Source organism: Streptomyces sp. NPDC054863, assembly GCF_053610825.1.
In genome coordinates this window covers 26,063-40,650 of the sequence record NZ_JBSGZD010000007.1, presented here as the reverse complement: position 1 = coordinate 40,650, position 14,588 = coordinate 26,063, and the positions used below count along the sequence as shown (strand labels likewise).

The window sequence follows — 14,588 nt, the reverse complement described above, 5'->3', positions numbered from 1 at the left end:
AGCATCTCAAATCTCCTCGGTGACGTAACTGCGGAGCCAGGTACGGAAGTCCGGGCCCAGGTCTTCACGTTCGCATGCGAGTCTGACAATCGCCCGAAGGTAGTCCCCGCGGTCCCCGGTGTCGTAGCGCCGGCCCTTGAAGACCACGCCGTGGACGGGGCCGCCGGTCTTCTCGTCGACGGCGAGCTTCTGGAGCGCGTCGGTGAGCTGGATCTCGCCGCCGCGGCCGGGCTCGGTCTCCCGCAGTATCGCGAAGACGGCCGGGTCCAGGACGTACCGGCCGATGATCGCCAGGTTGCTGGGCGCCTCGGCGGGCTCCGGCTTCTCGACGAGTCCCGTGACCCGCACGACGTCGCTCTCGGAGGTGGTTTCGACTGCCGCGCAGCCGTAGAGGTGGATCTGCTCCGGGTCGACCTCCATGAGGGCCACGACGCTGCCGCCGAACTGCTCCTGGATCTCCACCATGCGGGACAGCAGGGGGTCGCGCGGGTCGATCAGGTCGTCGCCGAGGAGGACCGCGAAGGGCTCCTCGCCGACGTGCGGGGCGGCGCACAGGACGGCGTGGCCCAGGCCCCGCGGGTCGCCCTGGCGGACGTAGTGCATGGTCGCCAGGTCGCTGGACTCCTGGACCTTCGCCAGGCGGCCCGCGTCGCCCTTCTTGGTGAGGGCGGACTCCAGCTCGTAGTTGCGGTCGAAGTGATCCTCAAGAGGGCGCTTGTTGCGGCCGGTGACCATCAGCACGTCGGAGAGTCCCGCCGCGGCGGCCTCCTCGACGACGTACTGGATGGCGGGCTTGTCGACGACCGGCAGCATTTCCTTGGGCGTCGCCTTGGTGGCGGGCAGGAAGCGCGTGCCGAGTCCCGCTGCCGGGATGACAGCCTTACTGATCCTGGGGTGGGCCTGAGTCATGCCGGAACGATATCGGCTGGCCCCTGATGGAAGGTCGGCTTCCGGCCTTTTTGTTGACGTACGAGCGAATTGTGAAGGTGAAGTGACCGTGAGCGACGCCGAGATGACGGACCGGGTGGCCGAGAAGACCGCACTGCGGCGTGAACTCCTGGACCGGCGGCGCCTGTTGTCCGAGGAGGACGCACGGGAGGCCGCCGCGGTTCTCGCCCGGCGCGCACTGGAGCTGCCCGAGCTGACCGGGGCGGGCACCGTCGCCGCGTACGTCTCGATCGGCCGCGAGCCCGGCACGCGCGCGCTGCTCGACGCGCTGCACGCGCGCGGGGTGCGGGTGCTGCTTCCGGTACTGCTGCCCGACAACGACCTGGACTGGGCGGCGTACGAGGGCGGGGAGGGGCTCGTACGGGCCGGACGGGGGCTGCTGGAGCCGGCCGGGCCCCGGCTGGGCGTGGACGCCGTGTGCGAGGCCGGGGCGGTGCTGCTGCCGGGGCTCGCGGTGGACGGGCACGGGATGCGGCTGGGGCGCGGCGGCGGGTCGTACGACAGGGTGCTGGCCCGGCTGGAACGCTCCGCCCGGGAGACGCCGCCACGCGCGCGCGTGGCGGCGGCGCGGCTCGTGGTGCTGCTGTACGAGAACGAGGTGGTCGCGGAGGTTCCGGCGGAACCCCACGACCACCCCGTGCACGCGGTGGTGACGCCCGGCGGCGTCCGGCGCTTCGGCTGAAGCGCGCCCTGCGACTACTGGGCCGCCACTACTGGGCTGCCGTTCCCGGGCCGGCTGCTACTGGGCCGGCTGCTACTGGGCCGGCTGCTCGCCCGGTGTGACCTCCTGGCCCGGCTTGAGGACCAGGGTGTCGACGGTGCTCCTGTCGACGGCCGCCTTGGTGAAGGACCAGTCGAGCAGCTCGCCCTTGGCCCACTTGTCCGTCTGGTCGGTGTAGTTCGGGCTGTACGCGTGGCCCGATGCGCCCGTCAGGTTGATCCAGCGGGACTTGTCGAGGGCGCCCAGGTTGACCACCATGCGCATCGACGGGACCCAGACGACCTCGTAGCCGCCCGCCGCGTTCCAGCCGGTGGCGTTGACGGCCGCCTCGCCGCCGCCCAGGTTCCACGGGCCGCGGTTGAGCAGGTACTGGATGAAGCCGGGGCCCTCGGTGCCGAGGGTCTGGTTCTTCAGCGTGAGCTGGTGCAGACGGCCCCAGTTCCACGTCTTGATGTTCTTGCCGAGCTTGGCGGTGAGCTCCCAGCGGGCGTCCTCCATGGCCCGCGCGAACAGCTCGTCGCGGGTCGTGGTGGCCTTGTCCGTACGGGAGGCGGGCGAGGACCACCACTCGTTCTTCTCGTCCTTGACCAGCTTGCGGACGACCTCGAACCAGCGGTCGCCGCCGTCGGGCTGCGCCGAGTCGCCGTCCCGCTCGCCGCACTCGCGGGTGGGCTTGGCGAGGTCGTCGACCGGTCCGGAACCATCGGCTCCGCGGACGTACAGGCACTGGCCCTTGACCCGGAGTTCCTTCGGCATCTTGTTGCCGAAGGCCAGCTTCAGGATGTTGCGCCAGACGCCGTTGAAGTAGGCGGCGGCGGCCGAGTCGGACTCCTGGGTGTAGTCCCAGCCTTCGAGGAGCTTCTGCGCCTCGCGGACGTACGGGTCGGAGACGTCGAGCTTCAGCAGGTAGGGCGTCAGCAGCTTGGCGATCTCGCTGCTGTTGTCCATCTGCATGGTCCGCATGTCGTCCGAGCTGATCTTGCCGCCGTCCTTGGTCTTGGACTCGATCAGGTCGTTGATGCGCTGGGAGCGGGCGCCGTAGCCCCAGTCCTCGGTGAGCAGGTACGGGTACTTCTTGGTGTCGACCACGGCCTGGTTGGCGGTGACGATGTAGCCGCGCTTGGGGTTGTACTCGTACGGCAGCTCGGCCTGCGGGACGAAGCCCTTCCAGCCGTTCTTCGACTCCCAGCCCGCGGCCGGCAGGCGGCCGTCACGGCCGCCCTTGCGGATCGGGACGGTGCCCGGAGCCTGGTAGCCGATGTTGCCCGCGGTGTCGGCGTAGATCAGGTTCTGCGACGGCACCTCGAAGTGGGCGGCGGCGGCCCGGAACTCCTTGAAGTTCTTGGCGCGGTTGAGCTCGAAGACGGCGTCCATGGACTTGCCCGGATCCAGCGCGGTCCACCTGAGGGAGACGGCGTAGCCGTTGCCCCGGTCGGGCGCCGCGTTGGTGACGGGGGCCTTCTGGCCGACCGACTCCAGCTCGGTGTTGCGGTCGGAGACCAGCGGGCCGTTCCCGGTGGAGCGGACGGTGATCTTCTTGGCCTCGCCGCCGGCGACCTTGATGGTCTCCTCGCGGGTCTTGAAGGGCGTCTCACGGCCGTCGTAGAGGTACGTGTTGTGGGCGCCGACCTTCTCCAGGTAAAGGTCGCTGACGTCGGCGCCGAGGTTGGTCATGCCCCAGGCGATGTCCTGGTTGTGGCCGATGACCACGCCGGGCATGCCCGAGAAGGTGTAGCCCGCGGTGTCGTACTGGCACTGCGCGGAGACCTGGCGGCAGTGCAGGCCCATCTGGTACCAGAGGGACGGCATCTGCGGGGCGAGGTGCGGGTCGTTGGCCAGCAGCGGCTTGCCGGTGGTGGTCTTCGATCCGGAGACGACCCAGGAGTTCGAGCCGATGCCGTTGCCGTTGGGGCCGAGCAGGGCGGGGATCTTGTCGAGGGCGTCGGAGACGCGGGAGAGCTGGGTCTGGAGGCCCTGGGTGGCGGTACCGGCATTGCCTGCGGTACCGGCATTGCCCGCATTGCCGGCGTTGCCCGAAGTACCGGCGTTGCCCGCATTGCCGGCGTTGCCCGAAGTACCGGCGTTGCCCGCATTGCCGGCGGAATTGCTGCTTCCGCCGCCGCTGTGCGTACCTGCGCCGCCGGAGCCGTTGCTCGCAGCGTTGCTGCCGTTCGTGGCGTTGCCGCCGCTGCTGCCCTTCGCCCTGGCCAGGTTCTCCTCGACGATCGGCTTGTGCCGGTCGAAGGGGTACTCCGGGTACAGGTCGGCGATCTGCTTCTGGTCGAGGCGGCTCGTCATCAGCGAGCGGTCGATCTCGTCCTGCATGTTGCCGCGCAGGTCCCAGGCCATCGCCTTGAGCCACGCCACCGAGTCGACCGGGGTCCACTCCTCGGGCGTGTAGTCGTTGGTGAAGCCGAGGGCCGCGTACTCGACGGAGATGTCCTTGTTCGGACGCCCCTTGAGGTACTGGTTGACGCCCGCCGCGTACGCCTGGAGGTACTTCTTCGTCTCCGGCGTCAGCTTCTTGTCGTACTCCTGCTGCGCGACCTGGCGCCAGCCGAGCGTACGGAGGAAGGCGTCGGTCTCGACCTGGCCGGAGCCGAACATCTCGGAGAGGCGGCCCGACGTCATGTGACGGCGGACGTCCATCTCCCAGAAGCGGTCCTGCGCCTGGACGAAGCCCTGGGCGCGGAAGAGGTCGGTGTCCGACGAGGCGTAGATCTGCGGGATTCCGTTGGCGTCGCGCTTGACGTCGACCGGTCCCGCCAGGCCGTCGAGCGTGAGCTCGCCGGTGGTCTGCGGGAACGAGGCTCGCACGGTGCTGACGCTCCAGTACGTGCCGTAACCGACCCCCGCGACGATCGCCAGCACCAGCACGATGACGAGCAGGCGGGCGCGACGTCCCTTCTTTTTCTTCCCTTGCGGGGCAGCGGAAGGGGCGGGTGTGGTGGCGGGCATCGCTGTCCTTCGAGGGGCAGGGTGGTCCTGGAGTGCTGGAGCAACCATAGGCGCAGCCCCGTGCCGCTCCTGACTCGGTCTCCGGATGCCCTCTATGAGGCAGTTGAGGAAAGGCGTTAAGGAGGCGTCAAAGATTAGGTAAGGTAATGAAACTACCTCGCCCGCAGGCACGCCGCTGGAGGAACGTTCCGGCAGGCCCCATGGAAGGACCGGCCCCTGACTGTCCACCAGCTCAACGAACTCCTGCTCATCTGCGCGGTAGTGCTCCTCGTCGCTGTCGCCGCGGTGCGCATCTCGTCGCGCAGCGGGCTCCCCAGCCTGCTGATCTACCTCGGGATCGGCATCGCGCTGGGCCAGGACGGCATCGGCAACGTCGCCTTCGACAACGCCGAGCTGACCCAGGTGATCGGCTATGCCGCACTCGTCGTGATCCTGGCCGAGGGCGGCCTGGGGACGAAGTGGAAGGAGGTCAAGCCCGCGCTGCCTTCTGCGGTCGTCATGTCGACCCTCGGCGTCGCGGTGAGCGTGGGCATCACTGCAACGGGCGCGCACTACCTGGTGGGTCTCGACTGGCGGCAGGCGCTGATCATCGGCGCGGTGGTGTCCTCGACGGACGCCGCGGCCGTCTTCTCCGTACTGCGCAAGGTGCCGCTCCCCTCGCGCCTGACGGGCGTCCTGGAGGCCGAGTCGGGGTTCAACGACGCCCCGGTGGTCATCCTGGTCGTCGCGTTCTCCGCGGCGGGCCCGGTGGACTCCTGGTACGCCCTGGTCGGCGAGATCGCCCTCGAACTCGCGATCGGCGCGGCAATAGGCCTCGCGGTGGGCTGGCTCGGTTCACTCGGTCTGCGCAGCGTGGCCCTGCCGGCCTCCGGCCTCTACCCGATCGCCGTGATGGCCATCGCGGTGACGGCGTACGCCGCGGGCGCCATGGCGCACGGCAGCGGCTTCCTCGCGGTCTACCTGGCCGCGATGATCATGGGCAATTCCAAGCTGCCGCACTGGCCCGCCACCCGCGGCTTCGCCGACGGGCTCGGCTGGATCGCCCAGATCGGCATGTTCGTCCTGCTCGGCCTGCTGGTCACGCCGCACGAGCTGCTCGACGACATCTGGCCCGCGATCATCGTGGGCCTCGTCCTGACGATGGTGGCGCGCCCCGCGTCCGTACTGCTGAGCCTGCTGCCCTTCCGTACGTCGATGCGCGAACAGGTACTTCTGTCGTGGGCGGGGCTGCGCGGGGCCGTGCCCATCGTGCTGGCCACCATTCCGATGGTGGGCGGCGTCGAGGGCAGCGACCAGATCTTCAACATCGTCTTCGTACTGGTCGTGGTCTACACGCTGGTCCAGGGACCGACGCTGCCCTGGGTGGCGCGGCGGCTGAAGCTGGGCGACGGCGGCGAGACCGCCGACCTGGGGATCGAGTCGGCGCCGCTGGAGCGGCTGCGCGGGCACCTGCTGTCGGTGGCAATCCCGGAGAAGTCCCTGATGCACGGCGTGGAGGTGGGCGAGCTGCGGCTGCCGCCGGGCGCCGCCGTCACCCTCGTCGTACGGGACGGGACCAGCTTCGTACCGCAGCCGATGACCGTGCTGCGGCGCGGGGACGAGCTGCTGGTGGTGGCGACCGATCCGGTACGGGACGCGGCCGAGCGGCGGCTGCGGGCGGTCGGCCAGGGCGGCAAGCTGGCGGACTGGCTGGGCACGGGCGGGGAACCGGCACCACGACCCGTACCAGCGAAAGCAAGGACAAGAACCCAAAAGCCCCTGTAGCATGAAGGTGAATTGATCGACCAACTCTGCCTGATGCAGAGCTGGCGCGACCGCACGGCGGCCTGCCCCGGTATCGACCGGGCCCTGGTATCTACCGCCGGTCCTGCGCAAGAGGACAGCTCTCGGCGGCTTCCGCACGCGATGCGTGCCCACGTACGACGTACGTGCAAAGGGATGCGCTACCAGGCGGCAGAAAGGCAAGGGCCGTGACGAACACGGTCACGACCGACGCCACCACCGACACGTCCCCCGACGGGGCCAAGCGCCCCGGCTACGGGCAGCTGCTGCGCACCCCCGGGGTCTGGTCCTACCTGATCCCCGGCTTCCTGGCCCGGCAGCCCTTCGCGATGCTGACCATCGGCATCGTGCTGCTCGTGCAGCACACGACCGGGTCGTACGGCACCGCGGGCATCGTCGCCGCCGTCACCGGTGTCTCGATGGCGCTGTTCGCACCGCAGAGCGGCAAGCTCGCGGACCGGTTCGGGCAGCGCGCGGTGCTGCTGCCCGGCGTACTGGTGCACACGGCGTCCGTCGCCGCCCTGACCGCCCTCGCCCTCTATGAGGCGCCGCTGTGGGCACTGTTCGTGGCGGCCGTTCCCGCGGGTGCCTCGGTGCCGCAGATCGGGCCGATGGTGCGGGCGCGCTGGGCGGCCAAGCTGGACGGTTCGCCGCTGATGTCGACGGCCGCGGCCTTCGAGTCCGTGACGGACGAGTTCACCTTCGTGGTGGGCCCGGTGCTGGCGACCGCATTGTGCACGGGTGTGCACCCGGCGGCGGGCCTGATCGCCGAGGCGACCCTGACGCTGGCGGGCGGCCTGTTCTTCGCCGCGCAGAAGCGCACCCAGCCGGCCCCGAGCCGCACGGCGGGCGGCGAGCGCGTCAAGCCCGTCTCCGCACTGTCCGTGCCGGGCGTACGGGTGCTCGCGGTGGCGTTCCTGGGCATCGGCGCCGTCTTCGGCGGCATGCAGGTCTCGCTGACCGCGTTCGCCTCCGAGGCGGGCAACCCGGGCATCAACGGGCTGCTGTACGGAATCTTCGCGGGCGGCAACATGCTGGCGGGCATCGCCTGCGGCACCATCGCCTGGAAGATCGGGCCGCGCCGCCGCCTGATGACCGGCTACGTCGCTCTGACGCTCTTCGCGTCGGGCCTGTGGGCCGTGCACTCGGTGCCGCTGCTCGCGGGCCTGGGGCTGCTGGTGGGCCTGTGCATCGCACCCGCACTGATCACCGGCTACACGATGGTCGAGACGCTCGTCCCGGCCACCGCTCGCACCGAGGCCTTCACCTGGCTGACCGGCGCGGTCGCGTTCGGCCAGGCCATGGCCGTGACGGTGGCCGGAAGGCTGACGGACGCACACGGCTCCAGCGCGGGATTCCTGGTGCCGCTGGGTGGTACGGCGCTGGCGCTGATCGTGCTGATCCTGCTGCGCTCGCGCCTCGTACCGCAGTCGTCCGGGCGGGTCGCGGCACGTGGTGTGGGTCACCGCGTGCCGGTCACGGTGGACTGATCCAGCGGAATACGTCACTATGGACCGTCGTTAGCACTCATCGAGTGAGAGTGCCAGGAGGAGCAAGTGCCGACCTACCAGTACCAGTGCACCGCGTGTAACGAAGGCCTTGAGGCCGTGCAGAAGTTCACCGACGACGCACTGACCGAATGCCCGAGCTGTGAGGGACGCCTGAAGAAGGTCTTCTCCGCGGTCGGCATTGTCTTCAAGGGCTCCGGTTTCTACCGGAACGACAGCCGCGGCTCCTCGTCGAGCAGCACGGCGGCTTCGTCCTCGGCCTCGAAGGCCGCTGCGTCCGCGTCGAGCGGCGGATCGGACTCGAAGCCCGCGGCTTCGTCTTCGTCCACGTCCTCGACTGCGTCGTCGGCCTCGTCGACGTCTTCTTCGAGCTCGTCGAGCTCCTCCTCGGGGTCGTCCTCGGCCGCCTGAGAACCGTTTCCTTCCGAAGTCCCCGCTGTCGTCGACGGCGGGGACTTCGGCGTTTCCGGGCCGAGGCCAGGTCGATCCGGGCCGGGTCGATCCGGGCCGAGACCAGGGAAATCCGGTCCGGAGCTAGGGAAATCCGGTCCGGAGCTAGGGTGACCGCCATGGTGAACGCAGCGCAGAAAGAGATCCAGGCGGAGATCGGTGTCATCGGCGGCTCGGGCTTCTACTCCTTCCTGGAGGACGTGACCGAGATACAGGTGGAGACGCCCTACGGCAGCCCCAGCGACTCGCTGTTCCTGGGCGAGATCGCGGGGCGGAAGGTGGCGTTCCTCCCCCGGCACGGCCGCGGCCACCACCTGCCGCCGCACCGCATCAACTACCGCGCCAACCTGTGGGCACTGCGCTCGGTGGGCGCCCGACAGGTGCTCGGACCGTGCGCGGTGGGCGGGCTGCGGGCCGATTACGGTCCCGGCACCCTGCTGGTGCCCGACCAGCTCGTCGACCGTACGAAGTCCAGGGCGCAGACGTTCTACGACGGCGAGACGGCGGTCGACGGGAAGCTGCCCGAGGTCGTGCACATGTCCTTCGCCGACCCGTACTGCCCCGAGGGCCGCAGGGCGGCGCTTGCCGCGGCGCGCGGCCGGGAGTGGGAGCCGGTGGACGGCGGGACGCTGGTGGTCGTCGAGGGGCCGCGCTTCTCCACGCGGGCCGAGTCGCTGTGGCATGCGTCGATGGGCTGGTCGGTGGTCGGCATGACGGGGCACCCGGAGGCGGTGCTCGCGCGGGAACTGGGGCTCTGCTACACGTCGATGACGCTGGTCACGGACCTGGACGCGGGCGCGGAGACCGGTGAGGGCGTCAGCCACGAGGAAGTGCTGAAGGTCTTCGGCGCGAACGTGGACCGGCTGCGCGGGGTGCTGTTCGACGCGGTGGCGGGGCTGCCTGCGCAGGCTTCGCGGGACTGCTTGTGCGCGCATGCGCTGGACGGGGTGAAGACGGGGATCGTGCTGCCCTGACACCCTCAGGGGTGAGCAGGTTGTGCACAGGCCGGGTGCCGTCCACAGACTTCAGCGGGATCCGGGCGGAGCGGGGATCGTGAGGGGTGTTCAGAGCGAACACCCTTCGTGACCTGGTGGTGATTTTCCGTGTCGTCGATTGCTGCTTCTCTTCCTCTGCCCCTTCCTCCTCTGCCCCTTCCCCCGCCACCCCTTCCTCCGCTGCCCCTTCCTCCGCTGCCCCTTCCGCCGCCGTCTGCGCCCGAGCCGTGCGGAGTGCCGGAATTCGCCCCGTTGCGGGTGCGAGGCGGCGGGGTCAGGCACAGATTGCGGCGTGCCGTGCGGCGCAGGCGGCGGGCGGTGGCGGCCGGGCTCGCGGTGACCGCCGCGGCGCTGGTGGCCTCGGTGCCGCTCGCCGCGGATCGCACCGGAGCACATGCGGAGACGGCCGGCGCACCCGAGCAGGTGGGTCGGCCGACGGCCCCGCAGGCCGAGGCAGTCTCCGTGCCGGTGCGGATCGCGGACGCGGAGACGGTCCGACTGCTGCGGCGCGGGGACCGGGTCGACGTGATCGCATCTGCCAACTCGCCCACCAGCAGCGTGAGTTCACCGGCGAGGGTGGTGGCGTCCGGTGTCCGCGTGGTCGATGTGCCGAAGTCCGGGCATGAATCTTCGGACGGCGGGGCACTGGTAGTGCTGTCCGTACCCCGGTCCACCGCCGCGCAGTTGGCCGGCGCGGGAGCGACGTCGCGGCTGGCGGTGACTCTGTGCTGCATACCGGAGCGCCTAATCGCGCTGGCGAACAGTGGGGTCACCGATACGAGTTGCCGGATTGGACAGCGGCGGCCGGTGCTGCCGTAAGTTGCGGAGATATTTGCACGGCCCCCTGCACATGCGAAATGAGGCTCATTCGTGAGCGAAGAGAAGACCAGCCTGCTGGAAGGCTTCAAAGCCTTCCTGATGCGCGGCAACGTGATCGATCTCGCGGTCGCCGTCGTCATCGGCGCCGCGTTCACCAACATCGTGAACTCGATCGTCAAGGGCGTGATCAATCCGCTTGTCGGCGCCTTCGGAACGAAGGACCTGGAGCACTACAGCTCCTGTCTGAAGAACCCTTGCAAGGTCGTCGACGGCACCATGCAGGGCATCCCGATCATGTGGGGCTCGGTCCTCAGCGCGGTGCTCAGCTTCCTGATCACCGCCGCCGTCGTCTACTTCCTGATGGTGCTCCCGATGGCGAAGTACCTCGCCAAGCGTGCCGCCAAGCTGAAGTCGAAGGAGGCGGTCGCGGAGGTCATGGAGGCCACCGAGATCGAGGTGCTGAAGGAGATCAGGGACGCGCTGATCGCTCAGCGCGGATCGGGACACAGCAACCCGTAACCGCCGCGGCGCACGTACTGCGGTTGGTTCAGACGTGGTGGGGCGGCTTCTCGTCGAGGAAGCGGGCGAGGTCCGCCGCGCCGCCGCCCCCGCCGGGCCGCTCGCCCCAGCCCCGGTCGGTGTCGTCCGACGACTGCTGGTCCAGCGGGTCGTCGAAGACCAGCTTGGGCCTGGGGCGCTTGGCCGGCCCCGGGGCGGGGTCCACATCGGGGACGGGGTCCGCTTCCGCGTCGGGGCCGGGGCCGGAAGTGCCTGGAGTGCTCATCCCTCCAGGGTACGGCGGGGCTGCGGTGCGGGGACGCCGGTCAGCCGGGGGCCTCGGCACCCTTGCGGGCGTGGCGTACGGCGACGGCGCGGTCCTCGTCGCCCGGGTAGCGGAAGGAGAGCGACCCGCCGCGCGGCAGACCGTCGGCGATCTTCTTCGCCCTGGGCGGGCCGTCGCCCTCGGGTTCGCCGTGCCGGTGCAGCACTCCCCCGGCGACCGCCCCCTTCTTCCGGACCCCTCCGCGCGCGCCCCGCCGCCGCCTCTGGTCTCTTGGTACGCATGAGCCACTCGAACGCGCCCTCCGGACTGCTGCGCCGCATGACGTCGCGCAGCCCCGACGAGGGACACCGCGCCGCGACCCCGCTGGAACTGTTCTTCGACCTGTGTTTCGTGGTCGCCGTCGCCCAGGCCGGCGTGCGCCTCGTGCATGCCGTCGCGGAGGGCCACTTCGGGGCCGGGGTCCTCGGCTACTTCCTCGTCTTCTTCGCCATCTGGTGGGCGTGGGTGAACTTCACCTGGTTCGCCTCGGCGTACGACAACGACGACACGTTCTACCGCATCGCCGTACTCGTGCAGATCGCGGGCGTGCTGGTACTGGCGGCCGGGGTGCCGCGCGCCTTCGACAACGGCAACTGGGCCGTCGCCATTACCGGATACATCGTGATGCGTCTCGCCATGACCTGCCAGTGGCTGCGGGTCGCCCGGCACAACACGGGCGCCGAGCGGACCACCGCACTGAAGTACGCCGTGGGTCTGGTGCTCGTCCAACTGGGCTGGCTCGTCGTGCTGTTCGTCCCCGAGGGTGCGCGCCTGTACGTCTTCGCCCTGCTCGCCGTCGCCGAACTGAGCGTGCCGGTGATCGCCGAGAAGGGCTTCCAGACCTCCTGGCACCCGCACCACATCGCCGAGCGGTACGGCCTGTTCACCATCATCGTGCTGGGTGAGTCCATCACCGCCGCCACCATCGCCGTGCAGGAGGGTCTCGACGAGCACGAGGAGCTGGGCGAGCTGCTGTCCATCGCGGGCGGCGGCCTGCTGATCGTCTTCGCCGCCTGGTGGATCTACTTCTCCTCCCCCGCACAGGAACGGCTCACCTCTTTGAGGCGGGCCATTTCATGGGGATACGGGCACCTCTTCATCCTCGGGTCCGCAGCGGCGATCGGAGCGGGCATCGAAGTGGCGGTCGAGCAGGTCGTCGGCAAGGCGCACATCTCCCCCGTCGCGGCGACGGCGGCGGTGACGATCCCGACGGCGCTGTTCCTGCTCACCGGCTGGTTCCTCCAGGCGCGGCACTTCAAGCGGGACACCGCGGAGAAGGCGCTGATGCCGGTGACCGTCGTCGTGGTGCTCGCGTGCACCTTCCTCGGCGTCTGGGGAGTGCTCGCGGCGGGCCTGGTCATGATGCTGGCCGTGGCCGTCGGCGTCCTGCTGGCCAACCGGCCGGACACGGACACCCTGCGCAAGCCCCAACTGACGTGATACGCAAGGCCCCATGGGAGAACTCACCGGGAAGCCCGGGCCGAACGACGCACTGACCGACGTGACCGGCCTCAGGGTCGGCCACGCGCGGGCGACGGGAGCGCACGCACTGTCGGGGAGCACCGTGGTGCTCGCACCCGAGGGCGGCTTCGTCGCCGCCGTGGACGTACGGGGCGGAGGTCCCGGCACCCGTGAGACGGACGCCCTGGACCCGCGCAACCTGGTGCAGCGCACCGACGCGATCGTGCTGACAGGCGGCAGTGCGTACGGCCTCGACTCCGCGTCCGGGGTGGTGGCCTGGCTGGAGGAGCAGCAGCGCGGCTTCCGGATCGGCCTCGACCCGGCGCAGGTGGTGCCGGTGGTGCCCGCGGCCTGCCTCTTCGACCTGGGACGCGGCGGCGACTGGCGGACGAGGCCGGACGCGGCGACGGGGCGGGCAGCCGTGGAGGCAGCCGCCCGTACGCGAGTCGGCGCCCCGGTGGAACAGGGTGCGGTCGGCGCCGGTACGGGCGCGGTGGTCGGCGGCCTCAAGGGCGGCGTCGGCACCGCGAGCGTACGGCTCGCGTCGGGGGCGACAGTGGCGGCGCTCGTGGTGGTCAACGCGGTGGGTTCGGCAGTGGACCCGCTGACCGGTGTGCTCTACGGGGAGTACTTCCAGGGCCGCGTCACGTACCCCGGCGAGGAGGTCCACCGGGAGGCGGCGCGGCGCACTCAAGAGGCGCGCGAGGAGTCGGTGCGACGCAGTGCCCAGTCCGTGCACCCCCCGCTGAACACCACCCTCGCGGTCGTCGCCACCGACGCCGCACTCACCCGCGCGCAGGCGCAGAAGCTCGCCGGGACGGCGCACGACGGCTTCGCGCGCGCCCTGCGGCCCGTGCACCAGCTGACGGACGGGGACACGGTCTTCGCGCTGTCCACGGGAGCGCAGCCGCTGCTCGCCGGGGAACAGGACCCGGCGTTCGCCGCCCAGTTGGCGGCCGGCGCCCTCAACGAGGTGCTCGCGGCGGGTGCGGACACCGTGTCCCAGGCGATCGTCAAGGCGGTACGGGCGGCGGAGGGCGTCGACGGGCCGGGCGGGGTGTTCCCCGCATATCGGGACCTCTACCCCGGATCCGTGTGAATCGGTGAACTGCCGCATTTCGAGGGAGGTTTGCGGGAACCTCTCGCACCCCTTCCCTCGTTCACAGGCAAAGCTGTCTCTCTTCCCGGGGAAAAGGGCCAACCCGGGGCACGATGTCAGACCCAGCGGCTACTTTGAGTATTGAGAGAGTCACACGCGGCGACGGCCTGGAGAAGTCTTGAACGATCCGTACGAGAACGAGAGCGACGGCCTCGAACCGACCGAGGATCACCTCGGGCTGCTCCTGGGCCGTGCACTGAACTCCTTCGACCTGCCCGACGAGACCGTGGAGCGGCTCGCGTCGGCGCTGGCGCACAGCTCGTCGCTGCGCTCCTCGCACCACAGCGCCGGACTGCGCCGCTCCCTGCACCTGCACACGTTCCTGCTCGCCGACGGGTCCTGCCTCACCCTGTGGGAGCTGGTGCACAACGCGGGCCGCGACCACCGCACCGAGCACGAGCTGTACACCGACATCGGCGAGGCCAGACTGGCCGCCAACCGGCTGCCGCGGGGCGCGCATTCGGCCGCCGACGACCTGTCGCTGTTCCCCGAGTACATCGACGGGCACGACGCCATCGCCGTCCCGGACGACCTGTCGGACCACGTGGAGAGCGACCTTGAGGTCCTCTCCGGTCTGCTGGCCCACCCCCGCAGGTCCACCAGGCGCTCCTTCGTCCCGGACAACTCCCCCGACCACGCGCGCCGGGTCCTGCGCCGCGCGGAGAACGCGGACCGGCCGGGCGAAGAGACGGCGCGGCTGCTCGCCGACGCCCTCGCGCACGAGATCACGCAGGTGTACGGGCGGCAGTGCCGCATCAAGGGAAGGGAGGTGGGATTCACGCTGTACGAGCACGCGTTCCTGCTGCTGGACGGCAGCGAGGCCAGCCTGTGGGAGGTCGAGCACACGGCGACCCCCGACGGTCGCCACATGTGCGAGGTGTACCCGGACAAGCACACCGCCCGCGAAGCGATGGAGCTCCGCAGGCGGGTGCGCTGATCGGGCCGGATCGGCCGACCGTGCTGG

The 14,588-nt window shown here is 70.2% G+C and carries 14 protein-coding genes; 10 read left to right on the top strand and 4 right to left on the bottom strand.

Annotated elements, in window-relative coordinates; all coding sequences use genetic code 11:
- Positions 1-6 precede the first annotated feature (6 nt).
- Positions 7-909 (bottom strand): UTP--glucose-1-phosphate uridylyltransferase GalU, encoded by a 903-nt coding sequence (gene galU, locus ACWGIG_RS02965; protein ID WP_453319714.1) that lies wholly within the window; start codon positions 907-909, stop codon positions 7-9.
- Between the two features lie 103 nt (positions 910-1,012).
- On the opposite strand from galU, the gene ACWGIG_RS02960 reads away from it, so the two are divergent.
- Positions 1,013-1,630, top strand: coding sequence for a 5-formyltetrahydrofolate cyclo-ligase (locus ACWGIG_RS02960; RefSeq protein ID WP_453319755.1), 618 nt, complete (start codon positions 1,013-1,015; stop codon positions 1,628-1,630).
- A 72-nt stretch (positions 1,631-1,702) separates the two neighbouring features.
- Here the strand turns inward: ACWGIG_RS02960 and ACWGIG_RS02955 are convergent, their stop codons facing one another.
- Positions 1,703-4,627, bottom strand: a complete 2,925-nt coding sequence (locus ACWGIG_RS02955; RefSeq protein ID WP_453319713.1) for a penicillin acylase family protein — start codon at positions 4,625-4,627, stop codon at positions 1,703-1,705.
- 216 nt (positions 4,628-4,843) lie between these two features.
- On the opposite strand from ACWGIG_RS02955, the gene ACWGIG_RS02950 reads away from it, so the two are divergent.
- From ACWGIG_RS02950 to mscL, 6 genes are all read left to right on the top strand, one after another.
- Positions 4,844-6,391, top strand: a complete 1,548-nt coding sequence (locus ACWGIG_RS02950) for a potassium/proton antiporter (RefSeq protein WP_453319754.1) — start codon at positions 4,844-4,846, stop codon at positions 6,389-6,391.
- Between the two features lie 206 nt (positions 6,392-6,597).
- The gene (locus tag ACWGIG_RS02945) at positions 6,598-7,899 is read left to right on the top strand and encodes an MFS transporter (RefSeq protein WP_453319712.1); all 1,302 of its coding nucleotides are present in this window, start codon (positions 6,598-6,600) and stop codon (positions 7,897-7,899) included.
- A 66-nt stretch (positions 7,900-7,965) separates the two neighbouring features.
- On the top strand, positions 7,966-8,328 hold the full coding sequence (locus tag ACWGIG_RS02940; RefSeq protein WP_453319711.1) for an FmdB family zinc ribbon protein: 363 nt from the start codon (positions 7,966-7,968) through the stop codon (positions 8,326-8,328).
- 158 nt (positions 8,329-8,486) lie between these two features.
- Positions 8,487-9,341: an S-methyl-5'-thioadenosine phosphorylase gene (locus ACWGIG_RS02935; protein ID WP_453319710.1), complete on the top strand. Its 855-nt coding sequence runs from the start codon at positions 8,487-8,489 to the stop codon at positions 9,339-9,341.
- Between the two features lie 318 nt (positions 9,342-9,659).
- Positions 9,660-10,181: an RcpC/CpaB family pilus assembly protein gene (locus ACWGIG_RS02930; protein ID WP_453319709.1), complete on the top strand. Its 522-nt coding sequence runs from the start codon at positions 9,660-9,662 to the stop codon at positions 10,179-10,181.
- Positions 10,182-10,232: 51 nt separating this feature from the next.
- On the top strand, positions 10,233-10,700 hold the full coding sequence (gene mscL / locus ACWGIG_RS02925) for a large conductance mechanosensitive channel protein MscL (RefSeq protein ID WP_453319708.1): 468 nt from the start codon (positions 10,233-10,235) through the stop codon (positions 10,698-10,700).
- A 28-nt stretch (positions 10,701-10,728) separates the two neighbouring features.
- On the opposite strand, the gene ACWGIG_RS02920 is transcribed toward mscL, so the two are convergent.
- Both ACWGIG_RS02920 and ACWGIG_RS02915 read right to left on the bottom strand, forming a co-directional pair.
- Positions 10,729-10,965 (bottom strand): hypothetical protein, encoded by a 237-nt coding sequence (locus ACWGIG_RS02920; protein WP_453319707.1) that lies wholly within the window; start codon positions 10,963-10,965, stop codon positions 10,729-10,731.
- A 40-nt stretch (positions 10,966-11,005) separates the two neighbouring features.
- A complete protein-coding gene (locus tag ACWGIG_RS02915; RefSeq protein WP_453319706.1) occupies positions 11,006-11,170 on the bottom strand; it encodes a hypothetical protein in 165 nt (54 codons plus the stop codon).
- A 74-nt stretch (positions 11,171-11,244) separates the two neighbouring features.
- On the opposite strand from ACWGIG_RS02915, the gene ACWGIG_RS02910 reads away from it, so the two are divergent.
- From ACWGIG_RS02910 to ACWGIG_RS02900, 3 genes are all read left to right on the top strand, one after another.
- Positions 11,245-12,444: a low temperature requirement protein A gene (locus ACWGIG_RS02910; RefSeq protein WP_453319705.1), complete on the top strand. Its 1,200-nt coding sequence runs from the start codon at positions 11,245-11,247 to the stop codon at positions 12,442-12,444.
- A 13-nt stretch (positions 12,445-12,457) separates the two neighbouring features.
- Positions 12,458-13,564, top strand: a complete 1,107-nt coding sequence (locus tag ACWGIG_RS02905) for a P1 family peptidase (RefSeq protein ID WP_453319704.1) — start codon at positions 12,458-12,460, stop codon at positions 13,562-13,564.
- 178 nt (positions 13,565-13,742) lie between these two features.
- Positions 13,743-14,561, top strand: a complete 819-nt coding sequence (locus ACWGIG_RS02900; RefSeq protein ID WP_453319703.1) for a DUF6227 family protein — start codon at positions 13,743-13,745, stop codon at positions 14,559-14,561.
- Positions 14,562-14,588 lie beyond the last annotated feature (27 nt).